The organism is Ideonella oryzae, assembly GCF_024055665.1.
Classification (GTDB): domain Bacteria; phylum Pseudomonadota; class Gammaproteobacteria; order Burkholderiales; family Burkholderiaceae_C; genus Ideonella; species Ideonella oryzae.
This window is the reverse complement of sequence record NZ_JAMXMC010000015.1, coordinates 80127-97086: the sequence shown is the minus strand read 5'-3', so window position 1 is coordinate 97086 and position 16960 is coordinate 80127. Positions and strand designations below refer to the sequence as shown.

Sequence of the window (16960 nt, the reverse complement as noted above, 5' to 3'; positions counted from 1 at the left end):
GTACGCCCCCACCTGCACCCCGACGTTGCCGTCCAGGATGCTGATGTCGCCAAAGCTCTCGCCCCGCGCCAGCAGCACGCGCTTGCCATTCCACGCCGTGCCCGTGGGCAGCGCCGTGGTCTGAGAGGCTCCGCTGGGGCAACCCGTGTAGTTCTTGGCCGCCGACACGCACACCGTCTTGGTCCCCGTGTAGGCCGCATCCGGTGCCGTCACCGTCACCGTCACGTTGGCCGAGGAGGTCTCCCCGGTGCTCGGGTTCGTCGCCTTCACGGTGATCGTGTACGTGCCCGCCACGTCAAACACGTGCGCTGCCACCGGACCCGAGGACTCCGTGTTCTTGGGCAACCCCGACACCGACCACTTCAACCCACGGTCATCCCCAAAATTGAACGCGTAGTTCAGTTGCCGGAAGCTGTCCAGGCTCGACGTGTTTGTCGTGCCCGTCGCATCAAACAGCACCGCCAGCGGCGCAACCCCCGTCACCCGCGACGCCGTCACCGTCGTCGTCACCGTCGTCGCTCCTGTGCCCGTGCCCGTGCCCGTGCCCGTGCCGGTGCCGGTGCCCGTGCCCGTGCCACTGCCGGCAGGGTAGGTCGCCACGTCGCATTCTTTGACGATGCCGTGCGCGGGATCGGACCCAAAGAAGGACGTGTTGCACTTGCCGCTGCCCGTCACCTGTTTGGTGACCCAGCTGCTGCCTGAGCCAAAGCGAACGGTCTGGGTCCCGCTGACGGTGAAGGCGCTGTACTCGGTGGCAATTTTCACCCAAACAGGATCCGTGGTCGCAGCAGCCTGAGCACGCGTCCCGGAGGAAAGGTTGTCGGAAGTGGCCGAAGCAGTATTCGCCGAGGTATCACTTGCGGTCGTGCCCCCACCACCGCAAGCAGCCAGGACGGCCGCCAAGACCATGCTCACGGAAACCGTGAGCACGCGAGAAGAAAGAATATGAGAGTGCATGTTTGCTCGCAGACTTGAACCTGAAATAGCGCCCTGAAGACTGCAGGCGCACCGTGTACACGCTCGGTATAACGGCATCGGCGGGGGGGTACTTAAGCCGAGAAAAGGGGGGCATTCCGAGCGTTCCGGAACTATTAGGCAAAAGACCCCCACTTCTGAGGAGGGTTTTGTGACAATTCATTTCAAGGTGGTGCAAGAGTTTTCCGATGCACCCAGCTGGTGCAAAACCGGTTCACCCCCCATCCAACCCCATGATTTCTCGGGGTAATCAATATGCCCATCCAGACGTCAAGATTCCCTTAACGTCATAGTCGCGCCATCCCGATCACGGCCATGCCTTGACTGACATCTCATTCACCTCGAGCTCGCTGATGGGGCAGGAGAATTGACACCATCCAGAACAATGAGCCAAGGTCGCGGAAGAGAATCCAGATCAGACAACCATGCCAATCCATGGCCTGGATATTCTCACTCTCAATATCCCAAACCCCACACCCTTCCGCCCCCATCAAATCACTCTCCACCGCGGCGAGAGTTGCCTGATTAATTTAATTGAATCGCCCACACATCATAGAAATTCGCATGGCGATCCTGGAAAACAGGAAACCAATCCCCGAGAGAAATCGAGACATTTCTATTCCGACGAGGCCCACCCAACCAGGGGATGCGATACCGCCTCGGTGCGGCCAGCAAGGGTTATCCGGACGTTCGACGCGAGGGACCCGCTTCGGGTGCAAGCGTGCGCAGCCGCAGGCGCCGGGTCCGCCCATCTGATCTCGGTGCTGCGGGCCAGCCGCAGTCTCAACCCAGCCAGCCCCGCTGCCAGGCCAGTCGGGCCAGCTCGAAGTCGCTGCCGACGCCCAGCTTGGACTTGATCTGGTAGTGCACGTTGTGCACCGTCTTCACGCTCAGGTGCAGGGCCTCGGCGATGTCGGCTGGACTGCGTCCGGCCACCAGGGCGCGCAGCACCTCGAACTCCCGCGGCGAGAGGCCGTGGGGCGCGGCATCGGTCGACGCCTCGACCAGGGCCGCGGCCACGTCGCCGGCGATGTCCGGGCTGATCACCCGGCGCCCCTCGTGAACCGCCCTCACCGCCTGCACCAACTGCTCGGGCGGGCTGCTCTTGGTCACATAGCCCAAAGCGCCCGCCTTGAGCGCCTGCGCGGCCCAGGCCGGGTCGCGGTGCATGCTGAAGGCCAGCAGGCGGCAGCGGGCGTCGCGCTGGCGCAGACGGGCGATCAGCTCCAGCCCGCCCAGGCCCGGCAGAGCCAGATCCACCACCATCACATCCACCGGCTCGCGGTCCTGCGCCTCGCGCCAGCGCAGCAGCGCCTGCTCGCCATCGGCCGCCTCGGCCACCACCTGCAGATCGCCCTGCAGCTCCAGCAGGCGGCGGTAGCCCTCCCGCACCACGGCGTGGTCGTCCACCAGCATCACCCGGATCATGGCGCCCCCCCTTCTTGCGCACCGTCCCGCGCAACAGGTTCCAGCGGCAGCCAGACCTGCAGATGCGATCCACCGTCCGCGTGCGGCGGCGCCCAGTGCAGGCGCCCGCCCAGGGCCATCACCCGTTCGTGCATGCCCAGCAGGCCATGGCCGGGTGCCGGCAGGCCGTCGGACGCGGCCGGCCGGCCGTCGTCGGTCACTTCGACGCGCAGCCCGCCGTCCTCGCGCGCCAGGCACACGCGGGCCTCGCGCGCATCGCCGTGACGCAGGGCGTTGGTCAGGGCCTCCTGGACGATGCGGTAGACGTGCACGTCGTGGTCGTGCGGCAGCGGCGGCAGGTCCGGTGGCAGCTGCAGCACGGCCTGCAGGGTGCTGCCATCGGCCCGTCGCCGGGGCAGGCCGACCAGGGACTGCAGCGCCACCGCCAGGCCGAAACGGTCCAGGGCCTGGGGCCGCAGATCGGCCAGCACGCGCTGCAGGCCTTCGAGCAACTGGGCCGTGGTGCGGCCCATGGCCTGGGCGCTGGTCGCCGCCTGGGGCAGGGCCTGGGCGGTCATCAGCGACATGGCCGCGGCCTCCGCCTGCAGGGCCGCCAGGCTCTGTCCCATTTCATCGTGCAGCTCGCGCGCCAGGCGCCGGCGCTCGGCCTCCCGGGCCTGCAACAGATGCTGGGCCAGGTGCTGCTGCGCGCGATGCACCTCGGCCTGGCGCTCGGCCATGCGGTTGAAGCCGACACCGATGCGGTGGAGCTCGCGCAGCTGCATCGGCGGCAGACGCACCGCCAGGTCCCCCGCGGCCAGCCGGTCCAGCGCCTGCAGCACCTGGTTGGCCGGCGCCAGGGCACGGGCCACCAGCCGGGAAGCGCTCCACAGCGTCAGCATCAGCGCGGCAGCCGCGGCGGCCAGCAGGCCCCAGCGCTGCCACAGCGTGCGCCCCTCCAGCGCCCAGTTGGGCTGCACCTCCACCGTGCCGGCCTTCATGCCCTCGGACAGATTGAGGGGCATGGTCTGGCGCCAGGCGCTGTCTGATCCGCCGGCCAGCCAGCGGGTCAGCATGGCGGCCGTGCCGGCATCGTCTGCGGGGCTGGGCAGGCAGCCGCTGTCCAGCAGGCGGCCGCGGATGTCGGTCACCACGGCGCAGAACGGGGCGTGGCGCCCCAGCAGCGCCAGCGGCTGCAGCGAGGTGCTCAGCTCGGTGCGGTTGAAGGCATTGGCGCGAGTGACCAGGTCATCGCTGAGCAGCTGCGCGGCCAGGGCCGCGGTGCCGGGCAGGGCCTGGGCCGTGCGCTGGCGCCACTCACGCCAGTCGCTGTAGGCCAGCCAGGCGACGACCAGCAAGGCCACCACGCCCAGCCGCCACAGCAAGGCACGGCCCAGCAGCAGCAGGTGCGGCGCCGACGCCGGGCCGGCAGCGGCGGCTTGTGGAGGTGGCAACGGGGCGGTGTTCATCAGGCCCCGCATCTTGCATCAGGCACGGGGGCGACTCACTCCGGCACGTAGACCATGGCGCCATCGGCCATGCGGTAGGCCACCCCGGCCTTCACCCCCCGGCTGCCGACGCCGGCCGAGGCATCGGCCTTGTAGCGTTCCACCTTCTGTCCGTTCTTGATGACCACCTCCATATTGGCCTGGCCCGCATTGCGGATGACCGTGAGCTTGTCGTTCGAGAACGGGCTCAACGGGTGCTGCGCCATGGCCAGCAGCAGCGCGGCGATGATGACCAGAAAGACATCGATCAGATTGACCAGGGAGAGGACGGGATCGTCGTCCTCCTCGGCCAGCAGGCGCTCGCCGATCATGCCGGCACCTCCGCCGCCTGCAGGGCCAGCAGGTCGCTGGCGTACCAGCGCCGGCGCACCTGGGCGATGGCATAGGTGATGGCCGAGGCGATCAAGGCCAGGATGACCGCCGAAAAGGCCATGGTCAGGCCGCGCGAGACCTCGGCGATCTGCCCCTCGGCCAGGGCGTTGAGCGCCGGCCCCATCGGGATCATCGTGGCCACCAGGCCCAGCATGGGCGCCACCCGCGTGCTAATGCGCACGAACTCCAGGCGCCGCAGGGCCATCAGCTCCAGCGCGGCCAGGTCCAGCGCCGGCTGGGTGGCCCGGGCCTGCTGCAACTCAAAGCCGGCGCCGCGGCCCCGGTGGCGCTGCGCAGCCTGCACCAGGCAGGCACCCAGCGCGTAGAAGGCATAGGCGAAGAGGACGGCAATGCCCAGCAGCACGGGCACGAGAAAGAGTTGGCTGGTGCCATACAGGGCACCGTCGATCGTGGTGTGCATGGTCGTTCAGCTCGCGGCTTGGGAGGACGGACGGCGCCCCTGGCGCCAGGCGCCGAAAGCAACCAGGGCAGCCAGGGCCGCCGCCAGCAAGGCCGGCAAGGCGGGCAGCGTGGGCAGTGCCGCGCTGACCTGGCGCAGCAGGCGCTGGCCGCTCACCGGCTCGCTGGGTGTGCCCACCCCCTCGCCGCGCAGGTTGCGCGAGCCGGTGTGGTGGCCGGTGGCCAGGAACTCCTGCGCATCCGCACTGCCCTCGGCCGCCGCCTGCTGGAACCACCGGCGGGCCGCGGCCTCGTCCTTGGGCACGCCATTGCCCTCGTACAGGGCGCTGGCGTAGTGCAGCTTGCCCAGGGTGGCGTAGTGCTCGGAGCCGCTCTCGGCGGCCTGCTTGTAGAGGGCTGCCGCCTGGACCGGGTCCCGCGGCACCCCGCTGCCATCCTCCAGCAGCAGGCCCTTCCAGATCATCGCGCCGGCATAGCCCTTGGCAATGCACTTGTCGAAGATGCGGTGGGCGGTCTGGAAGTCGCCGCACTTGGCGGCGAAGTAGCCATAGGAACAGGTGACCGGCCCGGCCGGCTGCTCGGCCCAGTGGGCCAGCGACAGGTCACTGACCTGGTTGGCCAGGTCGCTGGGCGAGGCGGCGGGCGTCTGGGCCATGCCGCAGGCGCCGCCTTCGGCCCGGGCCGCGCCCAGGCAAAGCAGCAGGACGCAGGCCATCCCGGCCTGGCGAGGAAGTGTGTGGGGGTTCATGGAGGGGCCTGCGAGGGGCGGTGGCTGAAGACCACGCCACTGTGCCGCTCAGGGCCCCAGGGAGAACAGGGCAGCTTGCCTCGCAAAGGCCGGGCAATCTGCCCGAAGACAGATGGTGGTGCGCCCGGCTGGGATCGAACCAGCAACCCCTGGCTTCGGAGGCCAGTACTCTATCCATTGAGCTACGGGCGCACGATGGAAGCGGCGGATTCTAGCAGCCCTGCGAGGCTTGCCGTCGGCGCATGCCCCGGGAAGAATCTGCGCGGTCCTTGCTGCAAATCAGACAAGCCGCAGACGCAGCACTTTATGCTGCTCGTTTTGCCCGAGATCGCGCGCGTGAGCTTCATGCCACGATCGGCTGTCCCCACCCGAAGAACGAGGAATTCATGAGCCAAGCCCACGACGCCCAACAGGCCCACGAAGGGCCGATCAAGACGCCCAAGCAACTGGTCCTGACCGTGGTGGCCTCGTTCGCCATCCCCATCCTGATCATCGTCCTGTTGATCGTCTATGTGTCCAACGGCGCCAAGCAGGGCGCGGGCTCGGACGCCATGACCCCCGAGGCCGTGGCCACCCGCATTCAGCCAGTGGGCGCGCTGACCCTGAACGTGTCCACCGGTGGCGGCGTGGCCCGCACCGGCGAAGAGGTCTACAAGGCGATCTGCTCGGGTTGCCATGCCGCTGGCACCCTGAACGCGCCCAAGTTCGGCGACGCTGGCGCCTGGGGCCCGCGCATCGCGACCGGCTTTGACGCCCTGCTGCATTCGGCCCTGAACGGCAAGAACGCCATGCCGGCCAAGGGTGGCGCCTCCGACCTGTCGGAACTGGAAGTGTCGCGCGCGGTGGTCTACATGGCCAACAACGCCGGCGCCAAATTCCCCGAACCCAAGGCCCCGGCCGAGGCGGCCAGCGCCGCGCAGTGAACGCGCTGCTGAGCTGAGGATGCTGCAAGCCGCCTTCGGGCGGCTTTTTCATGTCCGTGGCTCAGGCGTGGGCGGCGGCCTGCGGGCTGCGCACAAAACCGAAGCCCGCTGGCAGGGCGGCGCTGTCCGCCGGCTGCGGATCCCAGCGACCGGCCTCCACCTCGTCGGCCGCCACGGCCATGTCCTGGCTGTGGACCAAGCCCAGACCCTGGCCGGTCTGCAGATAGAGGTGGCCCGTCTCGTCCAGCCAGCTGGCCACGACCGGGCCGGCCGGCAGCCCGGTGTGGGCCCGGACATGCAGTTCGCCGGCATCGTCCCGGCGCAGACGCCAGATGAGGGGCGTGGCCTCCAGCTCGACATAGACCCGCTGCGGGCCGTTCTGGAAGAACCAGCAGCCCTGGGCGTCGGCCTCGTAGTTGCGTTCGATGAACTCGCGCAGCTTGTCGTGCTGGATGCGGCTGCCTTTGCTCTGCGGGAAGGGGCCGGCGGCCTGGGTGCGGTCGTCGCGCATGTACCAGTCGCCCCGGGCGTCCAGGCCCAGCCAGCCGTAACAGTGCGGCACATGGGGCCACTTGGCCAGGGCGGCCTTCACCATCTCGTCCATCGCGGGCTCCTTGTCTTCAGGCGTGGGCCGCCAGCCAGTCGGCCACCGCGGCAGGCATGTGCAGCACATGGCCCGGGAAGCGTCCGGCCGGGAAGCCCACATGCCCGCCATGGGCCGGCTGCCACAGCGTGACGTGGCGCCCCACCTGGTCGCCCCGCGGCAGGCTGGCGGCCGGCACAAAAGGGTCGTTGCGGGCATTGAGGGCCAGCGCCGGCACGCGGATGCGGGCCAGGTGCGGCTTGGCCGAGGCCCGGGCCCAATAATCCTCCACACCCCGAAAACCATGCAAGGGGGCGGTGAACAGATCGTCGAACTCGTAGAGCGTGCGCACCCGGCGCAGACGCTCGCCGTCGAACAGGCCCGGGTGCTGCAGCAGCTTGGCCCGGGCCTTGGGCTTCATGGTGTTCAGGAACATGCGCCCGTAAACCTGCCGGTTGAAGCCGCGGCCGATGGCATGGCCGCCCGCCGCCAGGTCCAGCGGCGAGCACACCGCCGCCACCGCCGCGACCTGGGCTGCAGCCGCCTCGCCGGCCTCGCCCGCCCAGCGCAGCAGGGCATTGCCGCCCAGCGAGATGCCCACCACCCTGAGCGGCTGGGCGCTGCGCGCGCGCAGCCGCGCCAGGATCCAGCCCATCTCCTCGAAGTCGCCCGAGTGGTAGGCCCGCGGGGCCTGGTTGATCTCGCCCGAACAGCCGCGAAAGTGCGGCACCGCATAGGACCAACCCCGCGCAGCCGCCACCTCGGCAAAGGCGCGGGCATAGGCGCTGTCCGAGGAGCCCTCCAGGCCATGAAAGAGCACCAGCCAGGGCGCCTGCGGGTCGACCGCCGGGCGCAGGTCCACGTCGATGAAGTCGCCGTCGGGGGTCGTCCAGCGTTCGCGCTGGTACACCGACTTGGGGCCGAGATTGGGGCGGGACACGCGCGCGCCCCAGATGGTCTGCAGATGGCCGCCGGGCAGCCAGAAGGGCGCAAGATAGGACTGCATGAACGACGGTGGAACGGGGCTCAGGACCGCAGTCAGCGCGGTGCCGCCTCAGTGCAGAACGGCCGGCACCTCGACGATTTCGGGCAGCGCGTCCTCGGACGCCGGGCTGGCGTGGTGGGCCACCATGCGCCAGCCCAGGGCCGTCTTGAGGTAGACGTTGGTGGCCATGACCCAGCCGGTGCGGATGGCGTCGTCCTCGCTGACCTCGATGCGCTCCATCACGCTGTGCACCGCGCAGCCCAGGGTCTGCATGCGGCGCACGTTCTCGGCGTGGATGTTCAGCGCGCCGTTGCTGCAGATGGCTTCGAAGCCGGTGCGTACCGCGGCGGCGCCCACCAGGCGCGGGCCGCCCGGGTGCACGCACAGCAGCTCGTCCTCCTCGGACCAGACCGCCATCACCTTGTCCAGATCGCCCTCGCGCAGGCCCTCGTAGAACTGGGCCTCCACGTCGTCCGGCGAGGCCATCAGCGCGGCGGTCTGGGCTTTGGCGCGGGACGAGGGCATGGGCGTGAACTCCGTCGGTGGCAGGTCAGCGGAAGACCACGGTCTTGTGGCCGTTGATCAGCACGCGGCGCTCGACATGCCAGCGCACCGCGCGGGCCAGCACCACGCACTCCACGTCGCGGCCCACGGCGGTCAGGTCCTCGGCCGAGAGGGAATGGTCCACCCGGGCCACGTCCTGCTCGATGATCGGGCCCTCGTCCAGTTCGGGCGTCACATAGTGGGCGGTGGCACCGATCAGCTTCACGCCCCGGGCATGGGCCTGGTAATAGGGCTTGGCGCCCTTGAAACTGGGCAGGAAGCTGTGGTGGATGTTGATGGCGCGCCCGCGCAGCTGCTCGCAGAACTCGCGCGAGAGGATCTGCATGTAGCGCGCCAGCACCACCAGGTCGATGCGCTCGGAGGCGATCAGCGCCTCGATCTGCTTTTCCTGGGCGCGCTTGGTCTCGGCGTCCGAGCCGCCCACCAACGGCAGGTGGAGGAAGGGAATGCCGTAGCTCTCGACCAGGGACTGGAAGGTGGTGTGGTTGGAGACGATGGCCGGGATGTCCACCGGCAGCTGGCCGCTCTTCCAGCGGAACAGCAGGTCGTTCAGGCAGTGGCCATGCTGGCTCACCATCAGCAAGACACGCGGGCGCTGGGCGGCGGCGCGGATGCGCGCCTCCATGCCGAACTGCTCGCGCACATGGGCGAACAGGTTTTCCAGCGTGGCCACGTCCGCCAGGTGCGGCGGCGCCTCGAAATGCACCCGCATGAAGAAGAGGCCGGTCGCCCCCTCGCCCTGCACGTCACCGAACTGCTGGGAGTCGATGATGTTGCAGCCGGCCTGATACAGCAGGCCCGAGACGTTGTGGACGATCCCCTTGGTGTCGCGGCACGACAGGGTCAGGATGAATTCTTCTTCGGGACGGGACATGATGCCCGCGATTGTACGGAGCCCCCCCGAAGCCCGAGCGGCTTGCTGCGCCCAGGCCCGACCACCTGTTCTGGTGCGCGGCCCCGGCGCGGGGCGCCGTTGCGGTGCAGCGCGCCGCAATCTGAGGCGGCCCGCAGGGGCTCGCCGGGCCTCTTCCCCGGGGAAACAGGCTGGCACGCGGGTTGCATAACTGTTCCCGTGGTCCGCAAGGATCACACGGTCAGGTTGTAAGGTACCAGAGCGGTTTTGGACACAGGCGCTCTCCCGGACATCGGTTTCCGGTGAGCTGGGAGGCGCCTCCTTTTTCCACCCCTGGCAGCCCCGCCCCACCGGCCGCGCTCCCCAGGCGCCAGATCAACGACGGTCTGCCCTGCCCCCTTCTGCCGAGCGGCCTGTCGCCGCCCGTCACCCCCACAGCGTCTCCATCGCCCCGGCCCGCGCCGGCGCCCGATGAAGACGCTTTTTGCTTTCCACCGTCCACTTCCCGCGTCCAGGAGAAGCCATGTCCTCGTCCAAGTCCGTGATCGATCGTCGCCGCTTCGTCGCCGGGGCCGCCGCCCTGGCCGGCTCGGCGGGCCTGAGCCTGCCCGCCCTGGCCCAGAAGGCCGGCCAGCCCGAGAAGGAAGCGCTGAAGTTCGGCTTCATCAAGCTCACCGACTGCGCCCCGCTGGTCATCGCCTATGAGAAAGGCTACTTCGAGGACGAAGGCCTGAACGTGCAGCTGGAGGCCCAGGCCAACTGGAAGGTGCTGCTGGACCGCGTGATCGACGGCCAGCTCGACGGCGCGCACATGCTGGCCGGCCAGCCCCTGGGCGCGGCCGTGGGCTTCGGCACCAAGGCCGACATCGTCACCGCCTTCAGCATGGACATGAACGGCAACGCCATCACCGTGTCCAACGCGGTCTGGGCCGAGATGAAGAAGAACCTGCCGATGCAGGGCGGCAAGGTCGAACACCCGATCAAGGCCGATGCCCTGAAGAAGGTGGTCGACGCCTGGAAGAAGGAGGGCAAGACCTTCAAGATGGGCATGGTCTTCCCGGTCTCCACCCACAACTACGAGCTGCGCTACTGGCTGGCCGCCGGCGGCCTGAACCCCGGCTACTACACCCCCAGCGACATCAGCGGCACCAAGAGCGCTGACGTGCTGCTGTCGGTCACCCCGCCGCCGCAGATGCCCGCCACCATGGAAGCCGGCACCATCCACGGCTACTGCGTGGGCGAGCCCTGGAACCAACAGGCCGTGGTCAAGGGCATCGGCGTGCCCGTCATCACCGACGACGAAATCTGGAAGGGCAACCCCGAGAAGGTCTTCGGCGTCACCAAGGCCTGGGCCGACAAGTACCCCAACACCCACATCGCCGTGGTCAAGGCCCTGATCCGCGCGGGCAAGTGGCTGGACGCCTCCATGGCCAACCGCATCGAGGCGGTCAAGCTGCTGTCCAAGTCGCAGTACGTGGGCGCCGACGCCGCGGTCATCGGCAACAGCATGACCGGCACCTTCGAGTACGAGAAGGGCGACAAGCGCCCCGCGCCGGACTTCAACATCTTCTTCCGCAACTACGCCACCTATCCCTTCTACAGCGATGCCATCTGGTACCTGACCCAGATGCGCCGCTGGGGCCAGATCGGCGAGGCCAAGCCCGACAGCTGGTACATCGACACGGCCAAGAAGGTCTACCGCCCGGACATCTACCTGCAGGCCGCCAAGGCCCTGATCGCCGAGAAGAAGCTGCTGGACAGCGAAGTGCCCAAGACCGACGGCTTCAAGGGCGTGCAGGGCGGCTTCATCGACGGCGTGAACTACGACGGCCGCAAGCCCAACGACTATCTCGCCAAGTTCAAGATCGGCCTGAAGGCCAACGACAAGGTGTGATGCCATGGAACTCGCTGCCAAGTTGATCGCCCCCTTGCGCGACCCGCGCGAACTGGCCCGCAAGGCGCTGATGTCGCTGGGCGTGCCCCTGGTCGCCTTCGCCGTCTTCCTGCTGCTGTGGTCCACCGTGGCCGCCCGCATCCAGACCAGCCTGGGCGCGGTGCCCGGCCCCATGGCCGTGGCCCAGCAGGCCGTGGCCCTGGTGCAGGACCACTTTGCCGAGCGCGAACGCGAGCGGGCCTTCTACGAGCGCCAGGACAAGCGCAACGCCGAACGCCTGGCCGAGGACCCGAACTACCAGCCGCGCCACTTCCAGTGGACCGGCAAGCGCACCTACCTCGACCAGATCGCCACCAGCCTGAAGACGGTGTTCACCGGCTTCCTGCTGGCCACCCTGGTGGCGGTGCCACTGGGCATCCTGGCGGGCACCTCCAAGTGGGTGCAGGCCGCCATCAACCCGATGGTGCAGCTGTTCCGCCCGGTCTCGCCGCTGGCCTGGCTGCCCATCGTCACGCTGATCGTCAGCGCGGTCTACGTGACCAATGGCGAGCCGATGTTCGAGAAGTCCTTCCTGATCTCGGCCATCACCGTCACGCTGTGCTCGCTGTGGACCACGCTGATCAACACCGCCATCGGCGTGACCTCGGTCGACAAGGACCTGGTCAACGTCGGCAAGGTGCTGCAGCTGCCGCTGGCCACCCGGGTGCGCAAGATCATCCTGCCCTCGGCCCTGCCCTTCATCTTCACCGGCATGCGCCTGTCGCTGGGCGTGGGCTGGATGGTGCTGATCGCCGCCGAGATGCTGGCCCAGAACCCCGGCCTGGGCAAGTTCGTCTGGGACGAGTTCCAGAACGGCAGCGCCGACTCGCTCAGCCGCATCATGGTCGCGGTGTTCACCATCGGCGGCATCGGCTTCGCGCTGGACCGCCTGATGCAGATGCTGCAGAACCTGGTCGCCCCGCGCTGAGGCGCGCCCACCGCCAAGAAGGTCCGCCATGAACGCCGCCGTCCTGCCCCGTCCCGTGTCCGAAGACGCCGCCGCCCCGCCGCCCCACATGAGCCTGGTGCCCGCCACCGCCGCCCTGGAACTCCGCAATGTCTGCAAGGCCTACGGCCAGGGCGACGCCCGCAGCGAGGTGCTGCAGGGGCTGAACCTGCGGGTGGCGCCCGGCGAGTTCGTCGCCATCGTCGGCTTCTCCGGCAGCGGCAAGACCACGCTGATCAACCTGCTGGCCGGCCTGACCACCGCCGACAGCGGCGAGGTGCTCAAGAACGGCCAGCCCGTCACCGGGCCGGGGCCGGACCGCGGCATCGTGTTCCAGAGCTACTCGCTGATGCCCTGGCTGAGCGTGCGCGAGAACGTGGCCCTGGCGGTGGACCGGGTGGCCCAGGACAAGACCGCCGCCGAGCGGGCTGCCATGGTGCAGCGCTATGTCTCGATGGTGGGCCTCACCCCGGCCATCGACAAGAAGCCGGCCCAGCTCTCGGGCGGCATGCGCCAGCGGGTCTCGGTGGCCCGCGCCCTGGCCACCGACCCCGATGTGCTGCTGCTCGACGAGCCGCTCTCGGCCCTGGACGCGCTGACCCGCGCCAACCTGCAGGACGAGATCGTCCGCATCTGGAGCGAGGACCAGAAGACCGTGGTGCTGATCACCAACGACGTCGACGAGGCGCTGATGGTGGCCGACCGCATCATCCCGCTGGAGATCGGCCCGCGCGCCCGGCTGGGCCCCTCCTTCACGGTGGACATCCCCCGCCCGCGCGACCGCCGCGCAATGAACCACGACGCCCGCTTCCAGCAGCTGCGCGCCGAGATCACCCAGCACCTGCTGCAGCTCTCGCAGTCGCATGCCGCCAGCCAGGGCGGCCAGGTGGTGCCGCTGCCGGTGCTGACCCCGCGTCACGGCGCCGAACGCCCCGAGGCCCGACGCTCACCCACGCTGGCCCGCCTGCTGGGCCTGCGCCATGCCGAGCTGGCCGAGCGCATCGAGGCCGAGGCCGCCCTGCCCGATGGCGCGGCACCGGGCGCCGAGCGCGCCCCGCGCAGCGGCGACGAGCGCTTCGTCGAGTTCTCCAAGCTCATCAAGGTCTACCCCACGCCCAAGGGCCCGCAAACCGTGGTGGACGGCTTCGACCTCAAGGTCCGCAAGGGCGAGTTCATCTCGGTCATCGGCCACTCGGGCTGCGGCAAGTCCACCGTGCTGTCCATGATGGCCGGCCTGACCGACATCACCGACGGCGTGATCATCCTGGACGGCCGGCAGGTCACCCACGCCGGGCCGGACCGCGGCCTGGTCTTCCAGGCGCCCAGCCTGGTGCCCTGGCTGAGCGCCTTCGACAACGTGATGCTGGGCGTGGCGAAAGTCTTCCCGCACGCCAGCGAGGCCGAGCGCCGCGACACCGTGGCCTACTACCTGAACCGGGTGGGCCTGGGCTCGGCCCTGCACAAGCACGCCAGCGAGCTGTCCAACGGCATGAAGCAGCGCGTGGGCATCGCCCGGGCCTTCGCCCTGCAGCCCAAGATGCTGCTGCTCGACGAGCCCTTCGGCATGCTGGACTCGCTGACCCGTTGGGACCTGCAGGAGGTGCTGATGGAGGTCTGGGCCCGCAGCCAGGTGACCGCCATGATGGTGACCCACGACGTCGACGAGGCCATCCTGCTGGCCGACCGCGTGGTGATGATGAGCAACGGCCCGCGCGCCAGGATCGGCAAGGTCATGGACGTGCCGCTGGAACGCCCCCGCACCCGCGAAGCCCTGCTGGCCCACCCGCAGTACTACGCGCTGCGCGAGGAACTGATCGGCTTCCTGGAAGACTGCGGCAGCCAGCACTGAGCCCGGCGCCCCCCCGCGGGGCGCGGCTCAGGACATGATGAGCTGCAGACTGCGCTCGTAGCTGTCGGTCAGGCGGTGGAACAGCGCCAGCAGCGCATCGCTGGAGGCCGCCAGCACGCCCTGCACGTCGATGCCCGGCCCGCCGCGCAGGGCGCGCAGGAGGCGCAGCCATTCGTCGCGGGCCGCCGCCAGGGTCTCGCGGATGTCCGGGGTGGACAGCGGCGCCTGCTCCAGCTCGCGCAGCGTGGCCTCGAAGTCGTCCATCAGCGCCGGCAGCAGGGCCAGCCGCTCGGGCTGGTTCAGCAGGCCGGCCAGCAAGGCCAGCTTGGCCAGGCGCTGCACCCGCATGCGCTGGCGGCCGCACAGGTTGACGATGCGCAGCGCCCCGCGGGCGCCACCGGCCTCCAGCGCCGCCGTCAGCGCCTCGGCCGCCTGCAGCAGCTCCTCGGCCCGCGCATCGGCCTCGGCCAGCAGGGGCAGGCCGGCCTTGCCGTCCAGGCTGCGCTGCAAGGCGCCCCAGGCCTGCTCGGCGCGCGTCAAGGCATCGCGCAGGGCCGCGGGCTGGCCGTCCAGCAGCGGCAGGCTCGCCAGATGCGCCAGGTTGTCCTGCAGGCGCTGGGCCGCCTCGTCCTGGGCGCCGCGGGCCCGCTTGACCTCCACCCCGGCCTGGCGCTGCGCAGCCAGCTTGACCAGGCGCTGCGAGAGCATGCGCAGCTGCCCGGCGCGGTTGACCGCCTCGGCCCACTGGGCCGCCTCGATCACCGAGCGCGACAACTCGCTCAGCCGCAGGTGGGCGTGCATGGAGGCACCGCGCAGCAGGCGGAAGGCCTCGTCCTCGCTGATGCCACGGGCGTTCATCAGCACGCCCTTGGCCCGGTCCACCCACTTGCGTTCGTCCAGCTGGGCCTGGGCGCGCGTGGCAGCCTGCCGCCACTGGCTGCGCTGCCGGGCCTGGGCCTGCGCCTGGCTCAGGCTCAGGGCCAGCGCCTCGGGCTGCGACCAGACGGTGGGCGACAGCCAGGCGGCCTGCCCGGTCTCCAGCAGCGCCAGCCAGGCCGGCAGCTGCGCCGCGGCCGGTGGCGGGCAGCACAGCAGCCGCAGCCCCTCCAGCCCTTCTTCTTGCGCCACGTCCGGCCCGGCCGCGGCCAGCACCGCCTCGGTCGTGCCCCACAGCACGGTCAGAAGCGGTGCATCCGCGCTGCCCGCCGCGGGCGACGCTGCACCACGCTGGCGCGGCGCCTCCCACACGGCCCAGCCCGCGGCCTGCAGCAGCGGCAACAGCGCCGGCCGGTCACGGTCATCGGGACAGAGCAGGGACAGCAGGTTCATGGGCGGCACAAGAGGAGAAGGGCCAGATGGTGCGGACACCGCGCGATTCTCGCCCGCCCACCGGGGCCCGTGGGGACAGCCAGGGCAAGGCTGGGCACGTCGCTTGCATGTTCGGGGCCACGGTGCAACGAAGCACCGTTCTGGTGAGCGCGGCCCACGGCCCGCGTCCTCACCCCTGCAGCCCGGCCGCCGGTTCTCGGCGTCCTGCTTCACCCGCCCCCTTCCCCACCCCGCTGCCCGAGGCACTGACCGGCCGCGGTCGTTTTCGTTCACCCCTTTTCCTGCCTTCGGATCGCCCATGGACAAGTTGAAGCTCGTGATGATCGGCAACGGCATGGCCGGCGTGCGCACGCTGGAGGAGCTGCTGCGCATCGCGCCGGACCTCTACGACATCACCGTCTTCGGCGCCGAGCCGCACCCCAACTACAACCGCATCCTGCTGTCGCCGGTGCTGGCCGGCGAGCAGACGCTCGACGAGATCGTCCTGAACCCGCTGGCCTGGTATGCGCGCCACGGCATCACGCTGCACCTGGGCCAGGCGGTGACGAAGATCGACCGCATCCGCCGCACCGTGACCACGGCCGACGGCACCACCGCCGCCTACGACCGCCTGCTGATCGCCACCGGCTCGCAGCCCTTCGTGCCGCCGGTGCCGGGGGTCGATCTGGACGGCGTACTGAGCTACCGCGACATCGCCGACACCCAGGCCATGATCGAAGCCGCCCGCACGCACCGCCACGCGGTGGTCATCGGCGGGGGCCTGCTGGGCCTGGAGGCCGCCAACGGCCTGGCCCTGCGCGGCATGGCCGTCACCGTGGTGCACCTGGGCGAGTGGCTGCTCAACCGCCAGCTGGACCCGCAGGCCGGTGCGCTGCTGGAAGCCAGCCTGCGCCAGCGCGGCCTGGACTTCGCGCTGGGCGCGCAGACCGCCGCGCTGCAAGGCGATGCCCAGGGCCGGGTGCGCGCGGTGCGGCTGCAGGACGGCCGCGAACTGCCGGCCGACCTGGTGGTGATGGCCGCCGGCATCGTGCCGCACACCGCACTGGCCGAGCAGGCCGGCCTGCTGTGCCAGCGCGGCATCGTCGTGAACGACACCCTGCAGACCGTCACCGACCCGCGCATCTACGCGGTGGGCGAATGCGCGGCCCACCGCGGCGTGGCCTACGGCCTGGTGGCGCCGCTGTTCGAGCAGGCCCGGGTCTGCGCCACCCACCTGGCCCAGTTCGGCATCGGCCGCTACCGGGGCAGCCAGACCCACACCCAGCTCAAGGTCACCGGCATCCGTCTGTTCTCGGCCGGCGACTTCATGGGCGGCGAGGGCACCGAGGACATCCTGCTGTCCGACCCGGCGGGCGGCATCTACAAGAAGCTCGTGCTCCGGGGCGACCGGCTGGTGGGCGTGTGCCTGTATGGCGACACCGCCGACGGCCCCTGGTACTTCGAGCTGCTGCGCGAGGGCCGCGCGCTGGGGCCGCTGCGCGACCGCCTGATGTTCGGCGAACGCGCCTGCCAGGGCGCCGCCCCGACCGAAGACCCGGCCTGGCGCGAGGCCGCCTGAGCCCGCG

15 protein-coding genes, 1 tRNA gene and 1 pseudogene are annotated in these 16960 nt (G+C 69.9%); 5 read left to right on the top strand and 12 right to left on the bottom strand.

Annotated features, from left to right (window positions below; genetic code table 11):
- The 7 genes from M0L44_RS20320 to M0L44_RS20290 all read right to left on the bottom strand — a co-directional run.
- Nucleotides 1-765, bottom strand: a 765-nt coding sequence (locus M0L44_RS20320) for a PKD domain-containing protein (RefSeq protein ID WP_252772011.1), incomplete at its 3' end; no start/stop codon positions are given.
- 993 nt (nt 766-1758) lie between these two features.
- A complete protein-coding gene (locus tag M0L44_RS20315) occupies nt 1759-2403 on the bottom strand; it encodes a response regulator (protein WP_252772010.1) in 645 nt (214 codons plus the stop codon).
- Complete coding sequence (locus M0L44_RS20310; RefSeq protein ID WP_252772009.1) at nt 2400-3851, bottom strand: sensor histidine kinase; 1452 nt, start codon at nt 3849-3851, stop codon at nt 2400-2402. Before M0L44_RS20310 ends, M0L44_RS20315 begins: the two co-directional genes overlap by 4 nt.
- A gap of 35 nt (nt 3852-3886) precedes the next feature.
- Complete coding sequence (locus tag M0L44_RS20305) at nt 3887-4201, bottom strand: DUF2149 domain-containing protein (protein ID WP_252772008.1); 315 nt, start codon at nt 4199-4201, stop codon at nt 3887-3889.
- Nucleotides 4198-4683, bottom strand: a complete 486-nt coding sequence (locus M0L44_RS20300) for a MotA/TolQ/ExbB proton channel family protein (RefSeq protein WP_252772007.1) — start codon at nt 4681-4683, stop codon at nt 4198-4200. The genes M0L44_RS20305 and M0L44_RS20300 overlap by 4 nt, the downstream gene beginning before the upstream one ends.
- A gap of 6 nt (nt 4684-4689) precedes the next feature.
- A complete protein-coding gene (locus tag M0L44_RS20295) occupies nt 4690-5430 on the bottom strand; it encodes a tetratricopeptide repeat protein (RefSeq protein ID WP_252772006.1) in 741 nt (246 codons plus the stop codon).
- 116 nt (nt 5431-5546) lie between these two features.
- Nucleotides 5547-5622: transfer RNA gene (locus M0L44_RS20290), tRNA-Arg, on the bottom strand.
- Nucleotides 5623-5816: 194 nt separating this feature from the next.
- On the opposite strand from M0L44_RS20290, the gene M0L44_RS20285 reads away from it, so the two are divergent.
- Nucleotides 5817-6353 (top strand): c-type cytochrome, encoded by a 537-nt coding sequence (locus tag M0L44_RS20285; protein ID WP_252772005.1) that lies wholly within the window; start codon nt 5817-5819, stop codon nt 6351-6353.
- A gap of 61 nt (nt 6354-6414) precedes the next feature.
- Here M0L44_RS20285 and M0L44_RS20280 read toward each other — a convergent pair whose 3' ends face one another.
- The 4 genes from M0L44_RS20280 to purU are packed head-to-tail and all read right to left on the bottom strand — an operon-like array spanning nt 6415 to nt 9359.
- Nucleotides 6415-6957, bottom strand: coding sequence for a DUF2946 family protein (locus M0L44_RS20280; RefSeq protein ID WP_252772004.1), 543 nt, complete (start codon nt 6955-6957; stop codon nt 6415-6417).
- 16 nt (nt 6958-6973) lie between these two features.
- Nucleotides 6974-7942, bottom strand: a complete 969-nt coding sequence (locus M0L44_RS20275; RefSeq protein ID WP_252772003.1) for a YheT family hydrolase — start codon at nt 7940-7942, stop codon at nt 6974-6976.
- A 48-nt stretch (nt 7943-7990) separates the two neighbouring features.
- Nucleotides 7991-8446 (bottom strand): YybH family protein, encoded by a 456-nt coding sequence (locus tag M0L44_RS20270; protein WP_252772002.1) that lies wholly within the window; start codon nt 8444-8446, stop codon nt 7991-7993.
- Between the two features lie 25 nt (nt 8447-8471).
- Complete coding sequence (purU, locus tag M0L44_RS20265; protein ID WP_252772001.1) at nt 8472-9359, bottom strand: formyltetrahydrofolate deformylase; 888 nt, start codon at nt 9357-9359, stop codon at nt 8472-8474.
- Between the two features lie 502 nt (nt 9360-9861).
- On the opposite strand from purU, the gene M0L44_RS20260 reads away from it, so the two are divergent.
- The 3 genes from M0L44_RS20260 to M0L44_RS20250 are packed head-to-tail and all read left to right on the top strand — an operon-like array spanning nt 9862 to nt 14066.
- Entirely contained in the window at nt 9862-11232 is a 1371-nt protein-coding gene (locus tag M0L44_RS20260) for a CmpA/NrtA family ABC transporter substrate-binding protein (RefSeq protein WP_252772000.1), read from the top strand.
- Between the two features lie 4 nt (nt 11233-11236).
- On the top strand, nt 11237-12199 hold the full coding sequence (locus M0L44_RS20255; protein WP_252771999.1) for an ABC transporter permease: 963 nt from the start codon (nt 11237-11239) through the stop codon (nt 12197-12199).
- Between the two features lie 28 nt (nt 12200-12227).
- Entirely contained in the window at nt 12228-14066 is a 1839-nt protein-coding gene (locus M0L44_RS20250; RefSeq protein ID WP_252771998.1) for an ABC transporter ATP-binding protein, read from the top strand.
- Nucleotides 14067-14093: 27 nt separating this feature from the next.
- On the opposite strand, the gene M0L44_RS20245 is transcribed toward M0L44_RS20250, so the two are convergent.
- Nucleotides 14094-15395 (bottom strand): ANTAR domain-containing protein, encoded by a 1302-nt coding sequence (locus tag M0L44_RS20245; protein ID WP_290429070.1) that lies wholly within the window; start codon nt 15393-15395, stop codon nt 14094-14096.
- Between the two features lie 298 nt (nt 15396-15693).
- On the opposite strand from M0L44_RS20245, the pseudogene M0L44_RS20240 reads away from it, so the two are divergent.
- Nucleotides 15694-16896, top strand: a pseudogene (locus M0L44_RS20240) (NAD(P)/FAD-dependent oxidoreductase); the annotation flags it as partial.
- Nucleotides 16897-16960: the final 64 nt, after the last annotated feature.

Bases quoted from the DNA above. Each gene is read 5' to 3' on its own strand.
- M0L44_RS20280 (WP_252772004.1), bottom strand. From the start codon at position 6,957: ATGGACGAGATGGTGAAGGCCGCCCTGGCCAAGTGGCCCCATGTGCCG.
- M0L44_RS20285 (WP_252772005.1), top strand. From the start codon at position 5,817: ATGAGCCAAGCCCACGACGCCCAACAGGCCCACGAAGGGCCGATCAAG.
- M0L44_RS20250 (WP_252771998.1), top strand. From the start codon at position 12,228: ATGAACGCCGCCGTCCTGCCCCGTCCCGTGTCCGAAGACGCCGCCGCC.
- M0L44_RS20270 (WP_252772002.1), bottom strand. From the start codon at position 8,446: ATGCCCTCGTCCCGCGCCAAAGCCCAGACCGCCGCGCTGATGGCCTCG.
- M0L44_RS20310 (WP_252772009.1), bottom strand. From the start codon at position 3,851: ATGAACACCGCCCCGTTGCCACCTCCACAAGCCGCCGCTGCCGGCCCG.
- M0L44_RS20260 (WP_252772000.1), top strand. From the start codon at position 9,862: ATGTCCTCGTCCAAGTCCGTGATCGATCGTCGCCGCTTCGTCGCCGGG.
- M0L44_RS20315 (WP_252772010.1), bottom strand. From the start codon at position 2,403: ATGATCCGGGTGATGCTGGTGGACGACCACGCCGTGGTGCGGGAGGGC.
- purU (WP_252772001.1), bottom strand. From the start codon at position 9,359: ATGTCCCGTCCCGAAGAAGAATTCATCCTGACCCTGTCGTGCCGCGAC.
- M0L44_RS20305 (WP_252772008.1), bottom strand. From the start codon at position 4,201: ATGATCGGCGAGCGCCTGCTGGCCGAGGAGGACGACGATCCCGTCCTC.
- M0L44_RS20295 (WP_252772006.1), bottom strand. From the start codon at position 5,430: ATGAACCCCCACACACTTCCTCGCCAGGCCGGGATGGCCTGCGTCCTG.
- M0L44_RS20300 (WP_252772007.1), bottom strand. From the start codon at position 4,683: ATGCACACCACGATCGACGGTGCCCTGTATGGCACCAGCCAACTCTTT.
- M0L44_RS20245 (WP_290429070.1), bottom strand. From the start codon at position 15,395: ATGAACCTGCTGTCCCTGCTCTGTCCCGATGACCGTGACCGGCCGGCG.
- M0L44_RS20275 (WP_252772003.1), bottom strand. From the start codon at position 7,942: ATGCAGTCCTATCTTGCGCCCTTCTGGCTGCCCGGCGGCCATCTGCAG.
- M0L44_RS20255 (WP_252771999.1), top strand. From the start codon at position 11,237: ATGGAACTCGCTGCCAAGTTGATCGCCCCCTTGCGCGACCCGCGCGAA.